The following is a 22,605-nucleotide window of genomic DNA, read 5'->3' as shown; positions in this document are numbered from 1 at the left end:
GGATGATTATCATTCGTAATTCTGTTATCATTTCACTGCTATGGCAACAATGATTCCAGATGAAAAAAAAGAAGAAGTGCGCGGAGCGGCGGATATCGTCGAAGTAGTCGAAGACTATGTTAAATTGAAGCGTTCCGGACGCAGTTGGAAAGGGCTTTGTCCTTTTCATGATGAGAACACACCTTCATTTCATGTGACTCCTGATCTGGGTATTTACAAATGTTTTGGATGTGGCGAGTCCGGGGATGTCTTCAATTTTGTGATGGAGATGGAAGGGGTAGGTTTTGTTGAAGCCATGCGCTCGCTTGCTGATCGATACGGTGTATCCCTACCCGAAGAAGACGAAGAAGAACTTACAGAAGAACATAATCTGAGAGAGGGGATTTATCACGCTCTTAAATATGCGGGTGTGTTCTTTTTTCGGCATCTGATGGAAACTGATCAAGCCAAAAAGGCTCGCGACTATCTCCAGAAGAGGGGCTATAATCGCCAGATTATTAAAAAGTACGGGTTGGGATATGCACCACCTGATGGTGAGAAACTCTACAAGACGGCCATTGATTCAGGAATTAATGAGGAGTACCTGCTGGAGGCCGGGCTTATAAAACCCAGTAAGCGCGATGATGGTTTTTATGATGCTTTTCGTGGGCGATTGATGTTCCCGATTTTTAATCCCTCGGGTAAAGTTATTGCTTATGCGGGTCGCATTTTAGGTAAGAAAAAGGCTGCTAAGTATATCAATTCACCTCAGACAAAAGTATATAATAAGAGCAAGGTACTCTATGGTATCAATTTTGCTAAAAATGATATCCGTAAAAAGAATGAAGTTATCTTAGTAGAGGGATATACAGATGTTATTTCATTACAGCAGGCAGGTATAAATAATGTAGCTGCCTCCAGCGGAACATCGTTGACGCCTGATCAGATGAAGCTGTTGCATCGTTATGGAGATACGATTACGATGATCTATGATTCTGATTCGGCCGGGAAACGGGCAATGAAGCGCGGTATCAATATTGCATTGCATGAAGGAATGGACGTAAAACTGCTGGAGTTGCCTGAAGGAGAAGACCCCGATTCTTTTGTGAGACAGTTTGGCAAAGAGGCCTTTCGCGAACTCAAGAAGGACGAATCGGAAGGATTTCTTGATTATACGGTGCATAAGGCCAGAAGCTCAGGGCGATGGAATGAGGAAAAAGATAAGGTCGTTACAGAAATCCTTGAGTCTATTGCTCATATTCCCGATCAGATAAAACAAGAAGTAGAAGTACAGAAACTTAATAAGGTTTCGAAAATTGGTGATCGAGCTCTTTTTGATGAGCTGGGGAAAATAAATAGTAGACTTAAAGAAGAACGCAAAAAAGCTAAAAAACGGGAGCAGCGTCGCAGAGAACGAGAAGCTCGCAGAAGAGATCAGGAAACAGATGGTCAGGGGCAGCGACCGCAGGCCCCACGTCCACATACGGTAGGGTTTAATGAGCAGCGTAAGCCCAGTGCTGCCCAAAGAAGAGCCCCCAAACAACCCCAGAAGCGGCCTAACTATGAAAAAGAGCTTATTCGTCTCATGTTAGTTTATGATCGGGATATGATTGATTATATCGGCTCGTACTGTAATGAAACACAGTTTGAGGATAAGCAACTCAGGCAGTTTTATGAAGATATTATTGAACGTTATAAAGAAGAAAAGGAAGTTTCCGTTGAAGCTTATGCAGCCCGGGAGCATCCCTACCCCAAATTAATAGGGGAAATTGTGATAGATGAGCATACGGTGAGTGAACGACATCACGAAATGGTAGGTGTGAAATATCAAAAGGATAAAAATCCATACCGGACAGCGAAAGGGGCAATGAAAGCCCTTAAAATTCATTATCTTGACCGCTTGCAGGTAGACCTGTACAAAAGGTATAATGCTGTAGATAAAGAACAACGAAAAAAAGTGATGAAGGCGATGAAAGAAGCAGGGCGTCAGCGATCGCTCTTACAGCAATCACCCATTGATGAACTCTTCCCTGATCCGGATTCTGATGCTGCCAAAAAAGTATCAGACAAAGTATTTGAATATAAAATGAAGCATGAACGGGAATAAGCCACTCTAATTTTATTTTTAAACCAAAAAACTCATGTCTAACTACACAGCTGAGCTAAATATTGCTAAGCAAGCAGCAAAGTCAGCTGCTGAAATTATTAAAAAATACCAGCGCGACCGTAATTTTTCAGTGGATTATAAGGGGAAGAATGACTTGGTTACCGAGGTGGATATAAAAGCGGAACAAAAGGTGCTTTCTGTAATAGAGAAGGAATTTCCGGATGATCATATCCTTGCCGAGGAAACGGGAGGAGAGCTGCGATTACCTGAAGAACGAACTTGGCTTGTGGATCCTATTGACGGAACCACTAACTTTACACATGGATTTCCGGTTTATTGTGTTTCAATAGCCCTTTGGGAACAAAAAGAGCCGAAGATGGCTGTTGTACTTGAAGTATCGGGGGGAGAAATATTTACTGCTTTAGCGGGCAAGGGGGCATATCTGGATGGCAATCCCATTACAGTATCAAAGCTTAGTGATCCCAAAGATGCGTTGGTTGGCACAGGTTTCCCCTATAACGATATGAGTTTAGTGGACAACTACCTGAAGTTTTTTCGCATGTTGATGGACAATATACGAGGGGTAAGACGACCGGGTGCCGCTTCGTATGATCTGTGCTGTGTTGCAAGTGGGCGCTTTGACGGATTCTATGAATATGCACTAAACCCGTGGGATGTGGCAGCAGCAGCGCTTATCGTTAAAGAAGCTGGAGGTAAGGTTTCTGACTGGCAAGGGGGTGATGACTGGCTATTTGGTGAACGAATTGTTGCGGGTAATCCCGTTATGCACGATTTCTTACTTAAAGAAATCAGTAATTATTTTGAAGAAGGTGAAATTGATACCCCTTATAAAGAAAAAAGAGATATCACCTAGAAACCTTGACCCATTCTATCGCTGAGGACTTGTCTCAAATAAGTCATTGAATGCAGCCATCGGTATGGGGCCGTTGTGGTACTTAAACGGTTCACCATAGGTAGCACCAATTAAATGTCCATAATGTTGGGCACGTGCTTCAATGCCTTCAAAGAACTGTTCGTTGGAAATATAGGTTCCCGGTTCTTCTGTAGGATTTTGAACATTAAACTGCGTTTTAAAAGCGAGCAGTGCTTCTTTCTTTATCTCAAAAGTGTCGGAGATATCAAAGACCAGGTCGGGTTCAAAGGGCCGATCTTGCATAAAGTGAAGTACATGCGATGGGCGCCAACGCTCTTGGGGATTACCGTCGGTATCGACAGTTTCAATTTTAGTCAATCCACTGAAGAAAATGGAATCCAGAGCCAATTGAGTAGCATTACCGTGATCGGGGTGGCGGTCTGAAGGCGCCCCAATAAAGCAGATATGAGGACGGTGGGTTCGAATTTTTTGTATAATCTTTTTCTGATATTCTCTCGTGCTTTCGAGCTGGGTGTCTGGTAATCCTAGGTTCTCACGAACTGATACCCCAATAATTTTTGCTGCTTCTGAAGCTTCCTGAAGTCGTGTTTCGGGAGTGCCACGGCTGCCCATTTCACCACGAGTAAAATCTATGACACCTACTTTTCGACCTTGTCTAACAAGGGCAGCAAGAGTACCGCCACAGCAAAGTTCGGTATCATCGGGATGTGCAGAAAGCGCTAGTACGTCGAGTTTCATAAAAGTTTTGTCAGGTTATTTTTCGGTACAATATAGCTTAAAATTGTGGGATCATTAAAATTATACTATGCATTATAAATTAAGTGAAACGATTTTGTTTATATATCGTATTGAGGCTATTGTCAAAGAAAATAACAAGAGGAAATGTCCAGATTAAATCGATTTATCAATAGTAGCTGGGAAGGGTTAAAAATTTCTTTAAATGCATTAAGGATTAATAAAACGCGATCAGTTCTTACAACACTCTGTATTATTATCGGTATTGTGATGGTAACACTGATGAATGCGGTCAGTAATGGGATGGACTCCGAGTTCGATAAAAGCATGGCCATGATGGGACAGAATGTTATTTATGTGGAGACCCAACCTTGGAATCGCGGTCCTGATTATAAATGGTGGGAATACCGGAACCGGCGCGATATGAAGCTGGATTATGTTGAAGAAATTAAGGAGGCCAGCAGGTTAGCTTCTGAAGTATCGGCAACGGTTGCACAATCTGCAACAATACGGTATAAAGATACCAGTACAGAGGGGGTGTTTTTAGCTGGGGTTACGCAAAAATATTTTGATACAGCTGGATTGGATGTCGAACAAGGAAGAGTGTTTACTACTGAAGAGGTTCGCCGAGGTCAAAAGGTGACTGTACTGGGTGCTACGTTGGCAGATAAATTGTTTGAACGGGGAACCCCTTTAGGCAAAGAAATACGTATTAGTGGACAAGAGTTTACTGTAATAGGTATTTTGGAGAAACAAGGAAAGTTTTTGGGATTGGCAGATATGGATCGTCGGGCGATAACCCCTATTACAGTTTACGGACAGATATACGGATTACGTAGCGGTATCCAGTTGGCGGTGAAGTTTCCTAATGAGGAAATCATGAAGGAAGGAGAATATGAAGTTGAAGGTATTATGAGGCGTATTCGTGGTTTAGAAGCTACAGAGGAAAATGATTTTTCGATTAATAAACCACAGGCCTTTAAAGCACAGCTGGAGTCTTTTAAAACCGGTCTTTATATCGTAGGTGGAGCCTTGACGGCTTTATCACTTATTATCGGGGGTATAGGTGTGATGAATATTATGTTTGTATCAGTACGTGAGAGGACCAAAGAAATTGGAATCAGAAAGGCGGTGGGGGCTAAGGCGTGGGAAATTCTCTACCAGTTTTTAATTGAGGCGGTGGTTATGTGTTTGTTGGGAGGTTTGATAGGGCTGGCAATTTCTTATCCCCTGAGCTTGTTACTGAACCAGCTTTTTATAGCTAGTATCGATCTGAGTGTGGTATTCTCAGCTTTTATACTATGCTCTCTGGTTGGATTGGTATTTGGTTTTATCCCTGCTTACAAGGCTGCAAAATCAGATCCTATAGAATCATTGAGGTACGAATAGTATGAACTTAATAGAGGTATTTAAACAGGCTCTCGATTCGCTATGGGCAAATAAGTTACGCTCCTCGCTTACCTTATTAGCCTTGGTGGTAGGAGTATTCTCTGTGATCGTTTCAACAACGGCTGTTGCCGTGCTGGATAACTTCTTCCAGAATACCATGAGTATTATGGGCGGGGATGTAGTGAATGTTTCACGAACACCGTCTGTCCAGATTGGTGAAAGTGATCGGAGTAAAAGAAATCGGGAAGATATTACCTTCGATATAGCTGAAGAACTGCAGGAGCAGATGCGATTGGGTAAAAAAATGAGTCCCGATGAAACCTTTGATTATACCAAAGTGGTTTATGAGGATGAGGAGACCGATCCTACGGTGCGAATTATTGGTAGTAATGAAAATTATCTAGACAATAATGCCTATGATTTAAAAGATGGACGTAATTTTTCTTCAGAGGATATACAATACCGACGCCCCTATGCAATTATTGGAAAAGATATTCGAGATAAACTGTTTAAAAATGAGCATCCCATAGGAAAAGGTATTCGCATTGCCGGTCACCGATACCAGGTTATTGGGGCTTTAGATAGCAAAGGGAGTATTATGGGGCAGTCGATGGATGAGATGGTCATTATTCCATATACGACGGCATTAAATGTCTATGGAGGAGATCGTAATATTGATATTATGGTAAAGGCCCCGGCGATGGATTTGATTGACGCAACCATAGATGAAGTGACCGGTATAATGCGTGTGGTTCGCAGAGTGGCACCGGGAATGGAAAATGATTTTGAAATAGAAACCAATGATACGCTGGCCGGAACCTTTGATCAGTTCACCTTTATCCTTTATGCCGTAGGTTTTATTATTGGTGGAATTACGCTCTTTGGGGCGGGCATCGGGGTTATGAATATTATGTTGGTGTCGGTTACCGAACGGACCCGTGAGATTGGAATTCGAAAAGCAGTTGGTGCCACAAAAAAAGCCATTGTTTCACAATTTTTGGCAGAAACGATTTTTATCTGCCAGCTGGGGGGACTTATCGGTATTATACTTGGTGTATTGGCTGGTAATGGAATGGCACTTTGGATTGAAACCGAACCTGTAGTACCTATTTGGGCTGTAGTAACTGGTTTTATGGGGATGTTTGTAATTGGATTGTTATTCGGGGTTTATCCCGCTTATAAAGCGGCACAGCTTGATCCTATCGAAAGTTTACGATACGAGTAAACGATTTGGATCGGGTCGGTTTTAACAATTTTGATTGCTAATATGGTGTGATACCAAGCAGATTGTAAATGATTTTATAACATGCTTGGGGCTGGCTATATTCGAAGCTATGAAAGAGAAAAAACAGATACTGATTATTGGTCTTGTATGGCCTGAACCCAACTCCTCTGCAGCGGGAGGGCGGATGATGAATCTCATCAAATTATTCCAACAGCAAGGGTGGAAGATCACTTTCGCGACCTCAGCTGCAGAAAGTGAGTATCAAGCTGATCTCAAATCACGAAACATCAATACCGTCCGCATTGCAGTTAACGATTCCAGTTTTGATTTGTTTATTAAAGAATTACAACCCTCTTTTGTACTATTCGATCGTTTCTTGACGGAAGAACAGTTTGGATGGCGGGTGGCGGAGCAGTGCCCGGGTGCCTTGCGTATTTTAGACACCGAAGATCTGCATTTCTTGCGCCGGGCCCGGGAAACGGCTGTGAGGCAGGGACGACCTTTTGAGAAAGCAGATCTATTGCATGAAGAGACTACCAAACGTGAGATTGCCAGCATTTATCGAAGTGATCTTTCTCTCATAATATCAGAATATGAGATGCAGCTGTTAACCAATTTATTCGGCATAGATGAGAAGCTATTATATTATCTGCCTTTCATGCTTTCGAAGATAGACAAACGGGTTATTGATCAATGGTCTGATTTTTCTGAACGTAACCATTTTGTGATGGTTGGCAACTTCAGACATCCCCCAAATTGGGATGCTGTGAGGTTTTTACGAGCTGAGGTTTGGCCATTGATTAGGAATAAATTGCCTGAGGCAGAACTTCATATTTATGGGTCATACGTTACGCAGAAGGCCAAACAGCTTCATAAACCCGAAGAAGGCTTTTATATTGATGGAAGGGCATCTGATGCTCAACAAGTGGTTTCAGAAGCTCGTGTATGTCTGGCACCGCTACGTTTTGGGGCCGGACTCAAGGGGAAGCTTGTAGAAGCCATGCAGTGCGGCACTCCCAGTATAACTACTACGATTGGTGCCGAGGGCATTTCCGGAAAATTTGAGTGGAGTGGAAGCATACAGGATAAGGCTACAGATATTGCTGATGCTGCAGTAGAATTATACCAAAATGAGACGGCTTGGTATAAAAAGCAAAAAGAGGGTATTAGAATTATAAATGAGCGATTTGCGAAGCCGGAATATGGCGATCGTTTTATTCGTAGGATCACTGAATTAGTTGAAGAGTTAGATACCCATCGCCTCCAAAACTTTACCGGCCGCATGTTAGAACACCATACGATGGCCAGTACTAAGTATATGTCACGATGGATTGAAGAGAAAAATAGTCTATAGGTGACAGTATTTTGTCTGAAATTATTTCCTTATAATTAAGCAGACGCTGATATCAGATATTAAGAAATCATATAATTATGGACGAAGAGATACTTGAAAATATTAATGAACGTTTAGATAAGACACTTGATCGCGGTCGACGTATGGTAGAAGAGGAAGAATTGGCCGAACGTATTGATGAACTAAAGTTACGAGCTGAGAAAATAATCCGAAAGCACCCGGTAAAGAGTGTGGCAGGGGGATTATTAGCCGGATATATTTTAGGTAAGTTATTGAGTTCAGACGATTAATATGAAAAAGGAAAAGAGCAAAGATCGATTGGGAAATCAGTTTCGACGAATTTCCGCAGATCTAAAGCTATATATTGAAAAACGTATTGAGTTAATGATGCTTAATACCGGGGAATATTTGTCCGGTTGGATAGCAGCATCACTACATCGGGGGGCGGGTGCTTTGTTGATATTGGGTGGCGTCTGCTTCCTTCTTTTTGCGCTGGCGATCTATTTGGGAGATCTGCTGGGAAGTGATAGCCTTGGATATGTACTCGTTTCGTTGCCCCTGCTATTGACCGGCCTCTTGTTTGTTTATTTAAAGCCGGATGGACTATTTAAACGTCTGCAGCAGATGTTTGAGGCCGAGGTGATTAAGGCTATTAATCAGAATGGAGAGCTTCCTCAAAAGAAATTAGACACAACAGAATCTGCTCGATCAAAAACTCAGAAAGACGATTAGTATTATGGCTAAAGATCAAATAGATGAACTTGAACAGAAGAAGAAAGAACTGGAACAAGAGCTGGGAGAGATCCAGGAAGAGCTGGACGATTCTATTGACCGTGTACGTGATGATGTGAGTACCAAACTGGATCCCAAATCAATTATTAGGGAGCATCCACTGCCGATTGTAGGGAGCGCTGCAGTTATTGGATTTTTATTGGGACACCGGGGCCGCTCATCCGGCAAAAGTTCATCAGCCGGAGAATTCAGCGGTGCTTTGCTGTCTGAACTAAAAAGGCTGGCAACTCGTAAAGCGATCAATTATGCAACAGATTATGTTGAGGAGCTTTTAGAAGAGAAAGCCGAGGAGCATTTATCAGTTTCAAACGGTACTGAAGAAGAATAACAACTCCTTTTTATTTTTTTACTTACTAAAGCCACATCTCACTGTAACAATTACTAATGTTGTTCGTGTAATTGCACAAATCAAATAATTTACAACCAATTTTTTATGGATATGCGCAAAGGGATTCTATTCTTATTTGTAAGTCTGTGTCTGGCAACTACCACAATCGCTCAAGAGACTAAAAAAATATCGCTGCAAGACGCTATTGATATCGCTCTGGAAAATAATTATCAGCTGAAGCAGGCAAATAATAATTTGAATTTTGCTGAAAAGCAGATATTAGGTGCTAAAGCTGATTTTTTGCCTTCTATTAATGGACAGTTTAGTGGTCGTAGTACCCAAGGTCAGCAGTTTAACAACACTACTTTGCAGCTTGAGAATACGATCCGTAATTCTCTTAGTGGGGGAGTTAGTGCTAGTCTTACAATATTTGAGGGGTTTACGAATATCATCAATCTTCGTCGTAACCAGTTGAATGAAAAGTATCAGCAGGCTAATAAAAATCGGGCAAGACAAACTGTTATCTTCAATTCAGCTAGTGGGTTTTTACAGGTTGTTTTAAATAAAGAATTACTTAAGATTGCCCGACGAAATTTGGAATCGGCGCGAGAACAATTAAAGCAGGTTAAAGCTCAAGTAGAGGTTGGATCCCGTCCTACTGTAGATCTATATAATCAAGAGTCTACTGTTGCAAGCAACGAACTAACAGTTACTCAACGTGAGAATGATTTGTCATACAGTAAAACACAACTTATTGGTACACTGCAACTTGATCCTCAAAAAGAGTATGAGTTTATTGCTCCAGACCTCAGGGATTTAACACCTGCTGCAAAATCTTTAGAACTTTCTGAATTGATCAACCAAGCATTAAGTGAACGGAAAGATTTGCAGGCACAACAATTATTGATTAAACGTAATCGGGAGGATTTAGGATTGGCACGTGCCAGCTACTATCCTTCGCTTTCTGCAAATATAGGTATAAGTAGTAGCTATTATGATACCTACAGATTGCGAACAGGTCCCCAAACTGCTGAAGCAGTAAATTTCTCAGATCAGTTTTTTGATCAAAGTGTAAATAAATACGTAGGGTTTTCAGTAAATATTCCGATTTTCAACAATTTGAATAGTCGCATTAATGTTCAGAGCTCAAAGATAACGTATAAGAATAGCAAATTAGAATATCAGAATCTGAAGTATACAGTACTTAAAGAGGTACGACAGGCTTATAATGATTATCAATCATATGTAAAACAACTTAGTTCAACTCAAAAGGCTTTACAGGCTGCTGAACGATCGTATCAAACACAAAAAGAACGATATGAGGTTGGCGCCGGAACTTTAGTTGAGCTTAGTGATGCTAATGCACAATATATTGAAGCTCAATCTAACAGAGCCCAAGCTATTTTCCGATATGTGTTTCAAGAGAAGTTGTTAGACTATTATTTAGGTAAGATTGATCAAGATATATCTTTAAATTAAATAGCGAGAAGGATGGCTAAACAAAAAAAATCAGCTACAAAAAAGTTACTATATGTAGTTGGGGGACTTGTTATTACGCTGGGAGTGGGGCTGGTGGTTGCTAAATCGATGGGATGGTTGGGTGGAAGCGGAGTTAAAACAGAAGTTGAAACCTCAGAGGCAAAGTTGAAAATAATTACTCAGGAAGTTTCAGCGTCAGGAAAGATACAGCCAGAGGTAGAAGTTATTCTGCGTCCCGAAGTATCCGGTGAAATTATTGAACTACCAATTAAAGAGGGAGACTATGTTGCCAAAGGGGATTTGCTTGTTCGTATCAAACCAGATATTTACCAGGCTCGTATTGATGAGATTAATGCTTCAATGCTGACGCAAAAAGCTCGATTGGAAGAGGCTAAGGCAAACTTGTTAGAAGCTAAGAATACCTATCAGCAGAACAAGAAATTATATGAGTCTGAGGCTATCTCAGAGTCGGAATATATTCGTACTAAAACGGCTTTTGAGGCGCGTAAAGCGAGCTTTAAGGCCGCAAAATACCAAGTGCAAAGCATTGAGGCGCAGTTAGAGCAGGCCAAAGAAGAGCTTCAAAAGACTATTATTAGAGCACCTCGAAAAGGAACCATAAGCAAGCTTCCGGTAGAAGTTGGCGAACGCGTGCTCGGTAATACCCAATCGATCGGTACCGAACTGCTTCGCATTGCCAAGATGGACCAGATGGAAGTACAGGTACAGGTAAACGAAAATGATATTGTGAATGTATCGGTAGAAGATACGGCAAATATCGAGGTGGATGCTTACCCGGATAAAACTTTTAAAGGATTAGTGACAGAAATTGCTAATTCTGCGGATGTATCGGGTTCCGGCACGGCAGAACAGGTGACCAACTATGAAGTGAAAATTCGGGTTTTAACACCCCACAACCTCAATATGGCGGGCAATAAGCGTATTGTTCCAAAAGCCTCTCGAGAAGTGCCTGAGGGCACGTTTACACCATCTTTTAAGCCGGGGATGTCCGCATCGGTAGATGTGCAGACTGAGACAGCGCGAAATGTGGTATCGGTTCCTATACAGGCGGTTACAGTACGCGATTTTGCTGACTCCTCAGCTAGTGATGACTCAACAAAAACGGATACTACCAAGCAAGTTGTTATTCCAAAAGAGGACCTCCGGAAGATCGTTTTTGTAGTCGAGGATGGCATTGCTAAACGGCGCGAGGTAAAGACGGGAATTAGTGACAATACACATATTCAGATTTTAAATGGAGTTGAGGCGGGAGATACAATTGTTACCGGGAGCTATCGGACGTTATCAAAGAAACTTTCGGATGGAGACAAAGTAAAAGTTAATAACCAGATCTATAGCGACCTGGTTTCAAATTAAAGGTAAGCATGTCAAATTCAGTTATTACTGTGAACGATCTGACGAAAGTGTACCAGATGGGAACCCAAGAGGTTCGTGCTCTTGATGGAGTTTCATTTGATGTCCAGGAAAACGAGTATATCGCCATTATGGGGCCATCAGGTTCCGGAAAGTCAACGCTCATGAATCTTATTGGTTGTCTGGATACACCTACATCGGGAACCTATATTCTTAACAAGCAGGATGTGAGTGAGTTTGAAGATGCTGATCTTGCTGAGGTTCGCAACCGTGAAATTGGGTTTGTCTTTCAAACTTTTAATCTGCTACCGCGGACAGACTGTTTATCAAATGTTGAGCTTCCACTTATTTATTCCGGGATAAGGACTGCAGAACGTCATAGACGAGCTGCTGAAACGCTCCGAAGGGTAGGACTGGGAGATCGTATTGACCATAAACCCAATGAGCTATCCGGTGGGCAGCGCCAACGCGTGGCTATTGCAAGAGCTCTTGTAAACAATCCATCCATTCTTCTGGCTGATGAACCGACCGGTAATCTTGACACTGAAACCGGTAATGAAATAATGATGCTCTTCGAAGAGCTATATAGAATGGGAAATACCATTCTTGTTGTTACTCATGAGCAGGATATCGCTGATCATGCCCGTCGTATTATAAGACTGAGAGATGGTGAGATTGAAAGTGACGAAGGAGTGGAAAAGCCTGCTTTGGAGGGTATAGAGATAAGAGTACCCAAAGCCGGGTAATGTTCACCATAAGAGTTTAAAGCCTCAACACTTGGAAATGTTGGGGTTTTTTTGTTGCATAAAATATGGTTAAAATCGAGGTACTCATTATTATTTAATTTAGTAACAATCGATTATGAAAATTCTATACGTTTTCCCACATCCCGATGATGAGTCATTTGGTCCGGCGCCGGCGATTGCAGCACAACGCAGAAAGGGAGATGAGGTATACTTGTTGACCCTGACTAAAGGAGAAGCTACCAAGCAACGGTTTCGCTTGGGGGTTGACAAAGAGGAGATGGGGCAGATCCGGTATAAGGAGATGCAGTGTGTTGAAAATGTTTTGGATCTGAATGGGATGAAGGTTTGTGACCTTCCTGATGACGGGCTAAAAGAGTTAGATCCCCAAGAGATAGAAATTGTAATTCGTGATCATGTGGAAGAAATCAAGCCGGATATACTGGTCACTTACGCTGTTCATGGGATTAGTGGATTCGAAGATCATTTAGTAAGCCATGCGGTGGTAAAGAACGTATATTGTGATTTAAGGAGATCAGGTGAATCTTACCCCCGCCGGCTTGCCTTTTTTACACGTTTTAGCGAGGATGATAGTGGAGGGAAATTTAATCTCAGCTCTTCAAAGCAAGCAGAAATTGATTGCTGGGTAGAGGCAAATGATGAAGACTATCAGAAGTTTGAGGATGCACTTGATTGTTATGAAACCTATCAGCAAGTAATAGAGGAGAGCAATGTAAAAGAAGAAGTGGGATACCGAGTGCCGTTTGAAATTTTTCAAGAAAACTTTGATCCGCCATTGCAGGCACTGGATGAGCAGTTAAAGAAGTAATAATGATTAAATTGTCAAATAGATGAGGCAGGTGACAAAGCATGGGTAAATCGTATCCATTTTGGCTAAAAGGAACGACTATTTTATTAGGTATTTTCCTGGTGTTTTTGCTCTTCTCATATGGTAAGTTTATTCTGATGCCTCTGGCTTTTTCTGCACTTTTGGCCATGCTATTGCAACCCATTAGTAACTGGCTGCAGAAATATAAATTTAACAGGGTGTTGGCTATTATTACTAGTATGCTGTTGGTAACAATAATATTGGGAGGAATTATCTCATTATTGTCGTTTCAGCTGGTGCAATTTGCTGATCGTCTGCCTGAGGCGAATGCAAAAATTCAGGCTGTAAGTAATGATTTAATTCAGTTTTTACAGGTAAAATTTAACCTATCGCCCAACAGACAGGTTGAATTTTTAGAACGAGGATTGGAGACTGTAGTTGATAAAAGTGGACAGTATATAAGTACGGCCCTAGGGGCTACTACCAGTGTGTTTACAACTATTGGGCTGTTGCCGTTTTTTGTATTCTTTATGATGTATTATAAAAAGATGTATCGTACCTTTTTACACAAGGCAGTGGAGGGGAAGAATGATGAGATAGATTCGGTGCTTGACGGTATACAGCATGTAACACAGAGCTATTTAGTGGGAATGATGATGGTGATTAGCATTTTAGCTTTACTAAATGCCATAGGTCTCTGGATTGTGGGCATTGATCATGTGCTCTTTTTTGCTGTTTTTGCAGCTGTGTTGGCTATTATTCCCTATATCGGTATCATTATTGGGAGTTTGCCGGCAATCCTTTTTGCGTTATTATTTACGGATTCTTTATTAAATCCACTGGCTGTTATGGGCGTTTTTGCAGCAGTACAATTTTTAGAGGGCAACTTTATTACCCCGAATATTATTGGTTCTAGTGTAAGCATTAACCCTTTTATGGCACTGATTGCCTTAATTATCGGTGGTCAACTTTGGGGGATTTCCGGAATGATTTTATTTGTTCCTTTTCTCGGTATTCTAAAATGTGTTTTTGACCAGGTTGACGGACTTAAACCATACGGATACCTCTTTGGTGATCATCCTGACTATAATGCAGCCCATTTAGAAACGGAAGAATGAATAGTTATATCTCCCAAATTCTATCTCGACTTTCCCAAATGGCGTGTAAAAAGGGGAGGTAAGGGACACTGCTCATAATATGTAGATCCTGCATTATGGTTGTCTCTTCACCAAGGAATCTGAAAATTTCATCAATGGAATTATTCTTAAATAGATGATTAAAAACTTTTCGAGCTTCTTCAGGATGATTGTGAATAATATGTAGCAACCAAAGATCGTAGGCTCGATACCGTTTTTGTGAAGGCGGATCTGCTTTGGGGTGTTCATCTGTGGAAAGCCCCGCAACAATATCTTTTACCTGTTGCTGAATGCGTTTGAAAGTGTAACCAGTAGATGGTTTAGTCCGGCCACCAACAGTGCCAATATTAAGGATGTTGGGTTTATACCAAGGCACGAACGGCCGGTCTTGCATTGGTATTTTCCCAAACTCTCGACGTGTTATATTATAATGAATAGGCTGTAGACCAAATCTGTTATTGAGGTATAGAGATATTTTTTCTTCATACTCTTTTTTCTCTAATAATTGATCTGAAAAAACGGTGTATTCTATAAGCCCGGTTTTGGTTGACCAAGGTAACAAATACATAAAGGCGAGATAATCATCAACAGTCTCATCGAAATCCATTAAGGTAAGTATGGAATCATCAAAAATTGCCTTTTGGCATTGAATCTCCCATCCCAAGAAATGTTGTACTAAAGGATAGTTGGGAGTAGATTGAAGATGCTCGTGAGGAAGAAAACAGCTCTGAAAGATATATTCTGCAGTATAAGAATGATCTGATGTTACCAGAGTTGCACCAGCAGATGTGGGTGTTATATCCACGATATCCATTTCTTTCAAAGTGAAATTTTGTACCGATTCTAATGCCTCGAACACCTTCATTTTAAAATCAATACTTCGCAGGCAGTAGTATGGATAATGATCAAGATATTGTACAACGTGCTCACCAAAAATACTGAGTTCAATCTGATTCCATTTTTTATATATTATGTCTTCAAATGGGGGAGCGCCTGAATCCCAGAAACACCATGTTTTTTCATTTTTTGGCTCCAGGTCAGAATCAACAATTAGCACTTCTTTATCTCTAAGTGGGGAATGCAATAACTCCCAGGCTAAACTGAGTCCCGCTGCACCCGCTCCCGCAATGATATAGTCGTATTGATGACTCACTACTCAAATAAATTATTTACAGTGTTAATTTTAATTGAGCTGCCAGATCGCGAAATTTAATGCTGATGCATAACTAACCCATCCCAAGTAGGGTAGGAGTAGCAGACCAGCTATCTGCTTTTGTCTCCAAAATAGGAGTATGGTAAAAATGATAGCTATCCATAGTAAGAAAATTTCTGCCAAAGCCGTACCAATAAGATGCATTCCAAAAAATAACCAAGACCAGAGTGCATTTAGTACTAACTGTACAAAGAACCACGTAAAAGCATGATCTCTGACAGAGACGGTTTCTCTTTTCCATAAAAGCCATGCCGCCGTTCCCATCATCATATAAAGAATGGGCCAAACAACTGGAAATACCCAATTAGGGGGAGTCCATGTAGGTTTTTGCAGAATTTCATACCAGGTGCCGGGCTCAAACTGTGCGCCAAATATACCTGCCATGCTGCAAATAATAATCCAGCTTATCAGCCCAATAATGGATTTATATTTTTTCATGGTTCAGCTAATGTTCTTTAGAAATAATAAAACAATCTAACAGAAAATATGATATAAACATTTACCATGTTTCTAAGTACCCATGTTTATTACGTCGGTTTATTATTAACAAATTGTTATCAATACAATAATGACCCAAAAAAAGTTGTATTTATTTCATTAATAGCGGTAAATTCCCTTGAATTAGCTAAACTGCAATTACGCTTTAATTAACAGCCTCTGGCTATGTTTTACTTAACCTTTCTGATTCTCACATCAATAAATCACCGTTTGCCAATCTCGTTATATCGGAAAGCCGATCTAAGCTATCACTCAATGGATATTTTAGAACATTAATATGCAGTTAAAATATCTGTAATTCTACTTATATCAGTACGTTAGACAGGAAGACCAATATTTTAAAATAGTGATCCTTCTTGAAATGATAGGGATAAGTATGGTGTTATTTTCTACTTATTGATACTCTTCAAGGGAACTTTTTTTACTCGAAAAAATTATTGAATTTTAAAAGGCCAAAAATTGGTCTAAATTATTTAACAATAAATACAGCATGGCTAAGACGACATTAAAGAAACAATTACGTCTATTCGATATTTTTGCAATCAGTACGGGTGCAATGTTCAGTTCCGGTTTTTTTCTTTTACCCGGCTTAGCTGCAGCACAAACAGGTCCATCCGTTTACCTGGCCTATCTTGCATCAGGGTTACTTATTCTGCCGGCGATGTTAAGTGTAGCTGAACTTTCCACTGCTATGCCCAAAGCAGGAGGAGCTTATTATTTCCTGGATCGGAGTTTGGGACCATTGGTTGGTACTGTTGGGGGACTGGGATCCTGGATCGCATTGATGTTTAAAAGCTCGTTCGCACTTATCGGAATGGGGGCATACCTTTCCTTGTATTTGGATATCTCATTTACCCTGTTGGCATTAGTACTTACAGTGATTTTTGGGATACTGAATGTATTTGGTGCCAAAGAAACTACGATGCTCCAGCGGGTTTTGGTAACGATTCTGGTTGTAATAATGGGTATTTTTGTTATTCAGGGGCTTACCGCGGTACCAGCTTTTAAACTTAGTGGGGGGATTGATAGTTATGGTGATTTTTTTAGAAATGATTTGCATGGTTTTGTAGCAACTATCGGTCTTGTATTTGTTTCGTATGCGGGGTTAACCAAAGTGGCGAGTGTGGCTGAAGAGGTCCAAAATCCTGATCGCAACATCCCGTTAGGCATGGGACTGTCGTTAATTACGGCTATACTGATTTATGTACTGGGAGTATATATAATGTTGAGTGTGCTTGAGCCAGGTGAGTTTTATAAAAGCCTTACCCCTGTTGTTGATGCAGGAGAGCAATTTCTATCGTGGTTGCCCGGCTCATGGGGGGTGATTGCTATGGTGGTAGCAGCTGTGGCAGCATTTGCTTCAACAGGTAATGCAGGAATTATGTCGGCATCACGGTATCCATTTGCAATGGCTCGGGATAAGTTGGTGAGCCCGGCTTTTGGCCGTGTGGGAAAAACGGGAACCCCCACCGTGGCTATTATGGTAACTGTTGTTTGTATGATAGTGATACTTCTAACTTTTGATGTGCAAGCTGTAGCAAAACTTGCCAGTGCATTTCAGTTATTACTATTTGGTTTGCTCTGCTTTGCAGTTATAGTAATGAGAGAAAGTAAGATAGCGGCCTATTCTCCGGGCTTTAAGTCTCCTTTCTATCCCTGGGTACAAATTGCGGGGATGTTAATATCGGTGTGGCTAATCGCTGAAATGGGACTTCTGGCCGTAAGCTTTACGGGAGTAATTAGTGTGTTTTGTGTGGCATGGTACTACTATTATGTGGATAAAAACGTGCAAAGACAGGGAGCTATATTTCATGTCCATGAGCGCTTAGGGCGTAAACGCTATGAGGCCTTGGAACATGAATTGTTATCTATAGTGAATGAAAAAAATGCACCCAAGCGGTTATCGTATGAAGAAATTGTGGCCCGAAGTGTAATAATTGATATTGAAGATGAAGATAAGGAGTTGGATGAGCTGACTAAGGATGCCGCCGAAATTTTTGCTGAAAGAGTTATACTGGATAATGAAACAATATCCGGAGAGTTAACTAAGAGGAGTGAATATCAGCTTTCATCCTTGGGAAATGGGGTTGTTTCTTGTTATGTGAGTTTGCCAGAGGTATCTACAGCAGAGATGGTTGTTTATCGGTTACCAGCAGGATATGAACTATTACTAAATGGTAAGAATACCGGTGTTCATGCTATTATATTTTTGATTACACCCCAGAATGAACCAGGGCTTGATTTACGTGTAATTGGTCATGTGGCTGAAATTATCCAGGTTGATACGTTTAACACCCGATGGAAAGAGGCTTCCACTGAAAAAGAGTTGCGTGAAGTATTAATGAGTGATGAGCATTTTTCTCATGTTTTTGTTGATCATAATCCTTATTTCCGTGATAAAATCGGTCAAAATATTCGGAGCCTTTCATTGCCGGGAGAATGTTTGGTAGCTATCATATACAGACATGGTGAACTTGTAATTCCTCACGGACATACCAAGTTAGAGCCAGGTGATGAGCTTTCTGTAATTGGAGAGCCGGAGGATATTAAGCAGCTTATGAGTGGCTGAGTGAGAATGGGGCGAGCAAATTCCTTTTATTAAAATAGATCTGGGGACTTTATGTTTAATTGGCTATTAACTAAGATTCCCAGTCGGATCTGAATATTTAAAAATATGCCGTCGATTATCTAAATTAACCGCATTATTAGGTTTATTGAAAAAGTATTAAAAGATTCATCGGGGGATAGATGTTGAAGAGATTATTAGCGGCTTTCGGGATTTTGTTTCTAGTGGTAGCTTGTAGTAGTATTAGTGAGCCACTAATAGCAATTAATAGACTAGTGACTGATAATAAGGTTAGTCGGGAACAGAGAGATTCCATTGCATCTGTTTTAAAATATTATCCCAATAATACCCAGTTGGCTATTGGAATCATTGATGACAGTATAACAACATTCTATGGGGCAATAAGGAAGCAAGATACTCTAAAGACTATAGAAAATAGAGACAAGGTTTTCGAGATTGGGTCTTTAACCAAGGTGTTTACTTCTGCTTTAATGGTTCAGCTGTCTCATGAGGGGAAGATTAAAATCAGTGACTCTATTCAGCGCTATTTAAATTTCACTCTAAATATTGAAGAGGATATAGCTTTTAAACAGTTAGCGAACCATACTTCGGGGCTACCGCATCTACCGTCAGGATTTATATGGGAATCAATTTGGCATATGGACAACCCCTACAAAGATTATGATGAGGCAATGCTCAGAGAATATATGAGTACTGAGATGGAAGTTGAAACTACCCCGGGAGTTGAACATCAATATTCAAATTTAGGAGCAGGAATACTTGGCTATGTACTATCTAAAGTAGATCAAAAGCCATATGAAGCAATGTTACAGCAGTATATTGCCTCTCCGCTGGAAATGACGAGTACAACAACGGCACGTAATAAGATTAAAGAACAACTGGTGCTAGGTTTATCTAAGAGGGGGAGTGTTACCTCAAATTGGGATATAGCCGCTTTAAATGGAGCAGGGGCTATCCTTTCTACGGTTAAAGATTTATCAAATTTTGGGATTGCTAATTTTAATGCCCAGGATTCTTTCTATCATCAGATGCATCAGAAAACGTTTACGGTAAATGATAAATTGGATATTGGTCTTGGTTGGTTTATTCTTAAAAGAGATTCCGGAGATCGGTGGCACTGGCACAATGGAGGTACAGGTGGGTATCGGTCTTCAATGACACTGAATATTGAAAAGAAGAAAGGAGTGATTGTATTATCAAACATATCTGCCGGGCATAAAGAAAGCAGCAAAATTGACAAGCTGGCTAGGATATTACTTGAAAGCCTGCAGGAATAAAAGGAAAATATAGAATTCTTAATTTGGTTACCGATTTATGATAAAAGTGGGGTGGAGTGTTATAATCCTGTTACACGGATTTATCCACTTAATGGGGTTTTTAAAAGCATATGACTTGGCAGTTATTGATCAACTTTCAATACCTATTTCAAGAACGGCAGGGGTAGTTTGGTTTGGAGCTTTTTTATTATTTCTAGCTTCAGCAATTACATACTTGTTTGGGATAGATTGGTGGTGGATGATTGTTGCAGTAGGAATTGTTGTTTCTCAAACACTCATTATTACATACTGGGGAGATGCTAAGTATGGTACTATAGCAAATGTTATCATACTGGCAGGATGCATATTGGGCTATGGACACTGGAGCTTTAATGCAATGGTGGATAGGGAAGTCAAACAGTTCTGGGATAGCATACCTGCCAAGCAGACGAAAGTGCATGATAAAGTGATATATGATTTACCCCCTATTGTATCCAGATGGATAGATCAAACGAATATCGCTGATCAGCAATTTGTTCAAGCCATACAACTCAAACAAAAAGGAAAGATGAAGACCACGCCAGATGGTGGTTGGATGTCCGTTCAGGCTGAACAGTTTATTAAAACAGCTAATCCATCATTTTTATGGGTGGCGGAGGCTGAAATGGCTCCTTATATCCATTTAGCGGGACGTGATAAATACAAAGATGGAAAAGGGCACATGCTTATAAAGTTGCTATCCCTGTTTCCTGTGGTTAATGCTGAAGGGGCCGAAATGAATCAGGGAACATTAGTGAGATATTTGGCTGAAATGGTTTGGTACCCCAGTGCTGTGACAGAAGAATATTTACGATGGGAACAGTTAGATAGTAGTAGCGCCCGGGCTACCATAAAATATGGGGGAATTACCACTTCAGGTATATTTGAGTTTAATAAAGATGGGCTTCCGGTTCGGTTTAAGGCCGAACGTTATTATACTCGTCAGGAAAGGGCTACATTAGAGAGATGGGTTATCAATATTGATCCTTCTTCTTATCAATTATTAGATGGTATAATGATTCCCACTCAAGCTAGTGTTACATGGCAGCTTGATGAGGGAGCGTTTAAATGGTATATCCTTGAGATAACAGAAGCTACGTATTATTTATCTAACCATTAGTAATATGGCTATTGGGGCGGGTTCATTGTGAACTTTGCCCATTTGCCTTCCATGTCTGTACATTTTCCGGAAAAAGAGTTTTTATCTTGGATTAGCTTACAATTCAAATAGACCTGCTTGTCAGGCTCATTAAAAGAAAAGGTGAGTGTATCAGCGTTTAGCTTCGGTTTTCTTGTTTGTATAGGGGCACCACTGGGACCAATAAGTATAATTTCCAGCTCATCTGACTCATTATAAGACACGTCATAAGCAACGGGGTTCTCCATCTTTGGGTGATTCATTGGACTTAGAGCTCCCACCCAACGACCTTCTTCCAGTTTGTGTTCATTAGATTGGCATGATACAGTAAGAGTTAATAACAGCAAAACCAAGTATCTCATTATATCAGATCTTTTTAATTTTTAAACGGATTGCCAATTTAGAATAACCGTAAGAAATTACAAAACATATAACATAGTTTTATTTGTTTTATAATTTGCTAACAGGAAGAGGTCTGTTTGAAACAGCTAAATATTAACCTCAATAATTTTTTTAATTAAGGTTTTTGTATATCATAATTCTTCCTGTTAGTATTGTATTTGCTGGTATCTTTAACTGTCAAAACGGGAATAATTATGAGACTTTTGGTAAAAGAATCTATTGCACTTCTGGGTTTTTTATTGGTGATTTGTTCAATATCTATGGGACAGCAATTAATTGAAGAGGGAGCTGAACTGAAAAAAATAACCAGTGATTATGAGTTTGCGGAAGGTCCGCTTTGGCACTCTTCAGGATATCTTTTATTTAGTGATATTCCAGCAAATACTGTGTATAAATGGACTGCTGAGGAGGGCGCTACTGAGTATCTGAACCCCAGTGGGCACGCAAATGGTCTTACTTTTGATGGACAGGGACAACTCCTTTTAGCACAGCATGATGGAGCCATTGCTAAAGAGAATAATGACGGAGAGATAACGATAATTATTGATAATTATAAAGGAAAACGATTAAATAGCCCCAATGATCTGGTCGTAAAATCTGACGGTTCTGTCTATTTTACGGATCCTTCATTTGGAGTGTCTGATGAAGAAAAAGAGCTGGATTTCCAAGGGGTGTACCGCTATTCAAAGGGCAGTGGGTTACAGTTGTTAGTAAAGGACTTTGCCTTACCTAATGGCATCGTATTTTCTCCCACTGAAGATAAGCTATACGTCAATGATAGCAAGCATAATCACATTCGAGTATTTCCGGTTAAAAGTGATGGTACCCTTGGCAGTGGAGAAGTATTCGCTAAAATGGACGCAGAAGGCGTCGGTGCCGCTGATGGCATGAAAATTGATAAAGAGGGGAATCTATATTCTACCGGCCCGGGCGGTTTATGGATTTTCTCAGCTGATGGAGAGCTGCTTAAACAATTTGAAACACCAAGAATTACAAATCTGGCATGGGGTGGACCAAACAACGGGATGCTATTTATGACAGCACCGAATGCCGTTTATAAGCTTAAAATGAACACAAATGGCATACCATAAGGGTATATAGGGTCTT

General features: G+C 40.5%; 21 protein-coding genes. 17 read left to right on the top strand and 4 right to left on the bottom strand.

From position 1 onward, the window contains the following. Positions 1 to 40: 40 nt before the first annotated feature. Both dnaG and FCN14_RS05335 read left to right on the top strand, forming a co-directional pair. Positions 41 to 2,086, top strand: coding sequence for a DNA primase (gene dnaG / locus FCN14_RS05340; protein ID WP_246043102.1), 2,046 nt, complete (start codon positions 41 to 43; stop codon positions 2,084 to 2,086). A gap of 34 nt (positions 2,087 to 2,120) precedes the next feature. Further along, positions 2,121 to 2,960: an inositol monophosphatase family protein gene (locus FCN14_RS05335; protein WP_138430057.1), complete on the top strand. Its 840-nt coding sequence runs from the start codon at positions 2,121 to 2,123 to the stop codon at positions 2,958 to 2,960. Between the two features lie 15 nt (positions 2,961 to 2,975). Here FCN14_RS05335 and bshB1 read toward each other — a convergent pair whose 3' ends face one another. Then, the gene (gene bshB1 / locus FCN14_RS05330) at positions 2,976 to 3,719 is read right to left on the bottom strand and encodes a bacillithiol biosynthesis deacetylase BshB1 (RefSeq protein ID WP_138430056.1); all 744 of its coding nucleotides are present in this window, start codon (positions 3,717 to 3,719) and stop codon (positions 2,976 to 2,978) included. Positions 3,720 to 3,863: 144 nt separating this feature from the next. Here bshB1 and FCN14_RS05325 point away from each other — a divergent pair, with 144 nt between their 5' ends. The 11 genes from FCN14_RS05325 to FCN14_RS05275 all read left to right on the top strand — a co-directional run bounded on the left by FCN14_RS05325 (position 3,864) and on the right by FCN14_RS05275 (position 14,347). Next, positions 3,864 to 5,105, top strand: a complete 1,242-nt coding sequence (locus FCN14_RS05325) for an ABC transporter permease (protein ID WP_138430055.1) — start codon at positions 3,864 to 3,866, stop codon at positions 5,103 to 5,105. A 1-nt stretch (position 5,106) separates the two neighbouring features. Continuing rightward, entirely contained in the window at positions 5,107 to 6,330 is a 1,224-nt protein-coding gene (locus tag FCN14_RS05320; RefSeq protein ID WP_138430053.1) for an ABC transporter permease, read from the top strand. Positions 6,331 to 6,439: 109 nt separating this feature from the next. Beyond that, positions 6,440 to 7,684, top strand: coding sequence for a glycosyltransferase (locus tag FCN14_RS05315; RefSeq protein ID WP_138430051.1), 1,245 nt, complete (start codon positions 6,440 to 6,442; stop codon positions 7,682 to 7,684). Positions 7,685 to 7,761: 77 nt separating this feature from the next. Next, positions 7,762 to 7,974 carry a hypothetical protein gene (locus FCN14_RS05310; protein WP_138430049.1) on the top strand — a complete coding sequence of 71 codons (213 nt, stop codon included), beginning with the start codon at positions 7,762 to 7,764 and terminating at the stop codon, positions 7,972 to 7,974. Between the two features lies 1 nt (position 7,975). Beyond that, the gene (locus FCN14_RS05305) at positions 7,976 to 8,416 is read left to right on the top strand and encodes a hypothetical protein (protein ID WP_138430048.1); all 441 of its coding nucleotides are present in this window, start codon (positions 7,976 to 7,978) and stop codon (positions 8,414 to 8,416) included. Positions 8,417 to 8,420: 4 nt separating this feature from the next. Further along, positions 8,421 to 8,804 carry a hypothetical protein gene (locus FCN14_RS05300; RefSeq protein ID WP_138430046.1) on the top strand — a complete coding sequence of 128 codons (384 nt, stop codon included), beginning with the start codon at positions 8,421 to 8,423 and terminating at the stop codon, positions 8,802 to 8,804. A gap of 105 nt (positions 8,805 to 8,909) precedes the next feature. Beyond that, positions 8,910 to 10,283, top strand: a complete 1,374-nt coding sequence (locus tag FCN14_RS05295) for a TolC family protein (RefSeq protein ID WP_246043101.1) — start codon at positions 8,910 to 8,912, stop codon at positions 10,281 to 10,283. Between the two features lie 12 nt (positions 10,284 to 10,295). Then, a complete protein-coding gene (locus FCN14_RS05290) occupies positions 10,296 to 11,660 on the top strand; it encodes an efflux RND transporter periplasmic adaptor subunit (RefSeq protein ID WP_138430044.1) in 1,365 nt (454 codons plus the stop codon). 8 nt (positions 11,661 to 11,668) lie between these two features. Then, on the top strand, positions 11,669 to 12,403 hold the full coding sequence (locus FCN14_RS05285) for an ABC transporter ATP-binding protein (RefSeq protein WP_138430042.1): 735 nt from the start codon (positions 11,669 to 11,671) through the stop codon (positions 12,401 to 12,403). 115 nt (positions 12,404 to 12,518) lie between these two features. Beyond that, positions 12,519 to 13,229, top strand: a complete 711-nt coding sequence (locus FCN14_RS05280) for a PIG-L family deacetylase (protein WP_171032818.1) — start codon at positions 12,519 to 12,521, stop codon at positions 13,227 to 13,229. Between the two features lie 41 nt (positions 13,230 to 13,270). Continuing rightward, positions 13,271 to 14,347, top strand: coding sequence for an AI-2E family transporter (locus FCN14_RS05275; protein WP_138430038.1), 1,077 nt, complete (start codon positions 13,271 to 13,273; stop codon positions 14,345 to 14,347). A 4-nt stretch (positions 14,348 to 14,351) separates the two neighbouring features. Here the strand turns inward: FCN14_RS05275 and FCN14_RS05270 are convergent, their stop codons facing one another. Together FCN14_RS05270 and FCN14_RS05265 are read right to left on the bottom strand one after the other, a co-directional pair. Beyond that, positions 14,352 to 15,518, bottom strand: a complete 1,167-nt coding sequence (locus tag FCN14_RS05270; RefSeq protein ID WP_138430037.1) for a lycopene cyclase family protein — start codon at positions 15,516 to 15,518, stop codon at positions 14,352 to 14,354. Positions 15,519 to 15,548: 30 nt separating this feature from the next. After that, positions 15,549 to 16,016, bottom strand: a complete 468-nt coding sequence (locus FCN14_RS05265; protein ID WP_138430035.1) for a TspO/MBR family protein — start codon at positions 16,014 to 16,016, stop codon at positions 15,549 to 15,551. Positions 16,017 to 16,566: 550 nt separating this feature from the next. Between FCN14_RS05265 and FCN14_RS05260 the strand changes: the two genes are divergently transcribed. From FCN14_RS05260 to FCN14_RS05250, 3 genes are all read left to right on the top strand, one after another. Beyond that, the gene (locus FCN14_RS05260; protein WP_138430033.1) at positions 16,567 to 18,645 is read left to right on the top strand and encodes an amino acid permease; all 2,079 of its coding nucleotides are present in this window, start codon (positions 16,567 to 16,569) and stop codon (positions 18,643 to 18,645) included. A gap of 272 nt (positions 18,646 to 18,917) precedes the next feature. Further along, positions 18,918 to 19,940: a serine hydrolase domain-containing protein gene (locus FCN14_RS05255; protein ID WP_171032817.1), complete on the top strand. Its 1,023-nt coding sequence runs from the start codon at positions 18,918 to 18,920 to the stop codon at positions 19,938 to 19,940. A 91-nt stretch (positions 19,941 to 20,031) separates the two neighbouring features. Beyond that, positions 20,032 to 21,078: a DUF6920 family protein gene (locus tag FCN14_RS05250; protein ID WP_138430029.1), complete on the top strand. Its 1,047-nt coding sequence runs from the start codon at positions 20,032 to 20,034 to the stop codon at positions 21,076 to 21,078. Positions 21,079 to 21,086: 8 nt separating this feature from the next. Here FCN14_RS05250 and FCN14_RS05245 read toward each other — a convergent pair whose 3' ends face one another. Then, positions 21,087 to 21,458, bottom strand: coding sequence for a hypothetical protein (locus tag FCN14_RS05245; protein WP_138430028.1), 372 nt, complete (start codon positions 21,456 to 21,458; stop codon positions 21,087 to 21,089). A gap of 234 nt (positions 21,459 to 21,692) precedes the next feature. Here FCN14_RS05245 and FCN14_RS05240 point away from each other — a divergent pair, with 234 nt between their 5' ends. Further along, entirely contained in the window at positions 21,693 to 22,589 is an 897-nt protein-coding gene (locus FCN14_RS05240) for an SMP-30/gluconolactonase/LRE family protein (RefSeq protein ID WP_212747574.1), read from the top strand. Positions 22,590 to 22,605: the final 16 nt, after the last annotated feature.

This window comes from Fodinibius saliphilus (assembly GCF_005869845.1).
In the GTDB taxonomy this organism is placed as follows: domain Bacteria; phylum Bacteroidota; class Rhodothermia; order Balneolales; family Balneolaceae; genus Fodinibius; species Fodinibius saliphilus.
Note: the sequence above shows the minus strand (reverse complement) of the source record. Positions and strands in the feature narration are given on the sequence as shown.